The sequence below is a fragment of the Vibrio sp. 1069 genome (assembly GCF_033340555.1).
This window is the reverse complement of record NZ_JAWOWP010000181.1, coordinates 1-898: the sequence shown is the minus strand read 5'-3', so window position 1 is coordinate 898 and position 898 is coordinate 1. Positions and strand designations below refer to the sequence as shown.

Sequence of the window (898 nt, the reverse complement as noted above, 5' to 3'; positions counted from 1 at the left end):
TACGTTCTGCAACATGCGAACCCTAAGCGTCCGGCGATGGTATGCCGTGAATGTGGAGCTTTCCCCCCCTTACTTAACAACCGCGATGTCGTGAACGAACTTCATCGCCTCCGACACGTCCACAGTGACGGGTTACCTGCTTGTCGCAACGACGCGTGTGACAACTTCGGACTCTCTGTCCACACTCATAAACACCTCTATCACGCATTCGGTTACAGTGGCGATCGTCAACGTTACCGTTGTAAAGCGTGCCAAAGCACTTTTGTCGATAAATGGTCTGGCGCCAATAAAAAGCTGCAGTTTCAAGAAAACCTGATGGGCCTTTTGTTCACCGGTTATTCCGTGCGCGAAATTTGCCGCAAACTCAGCATCAACCCAAAAACGTTTTATGATCACGTTGACCACATCGCCAGTCGTTGTCGTCGTAAGCTCGCGACCATTGATGCTCGTTGGGTTAATCACGCCAGTCACTACGAGTTGGCTTCCAGCTACATTGCCTTGCAGCCACACAGCAATAATGGAGTGTACTGGATTGTGTCTGGTGAAGCGCACTCGGGCTACATTCTTTGCCAACACGTGAACTACTCTTCGGATGAAGAACCTATCGCGACGCTGGATCACAACCCGTACGACGAAGTTTCTCGTTTTGTCTCTCAAGAGTACACAGCGGAAGCGAGTGAGCCGCCAGCGGAACCTTCTAATCACCTTAGAGAACGTATTGACCAAAAATACCAAACAATTTTGGCTCGTGGTAACGTCGAAGATCCGCTCGGTAACTTATCGGTATTTCATTACCCATCGAAAGGCGCGTTAGTTCGTCCTCCTTACACCTCGTACGCGCACTATTTGCATGTACTTGATATGTGTTGCCCTAACAAGCGGGTTTCGATTTACATGC

Annotated in this window: 1 protein-coding gene; it reads left to right on the top strand. The window is 49.6% G+C overall.

What is annotated here, in order from left to right; all coding sequences use genetic code 11:
• Positions 1-898 (top strand): transposase (locus R7040_RS25300; protein WP_411978201.1); only part of this gene is annotated, 898 nt, incomplete at both ends.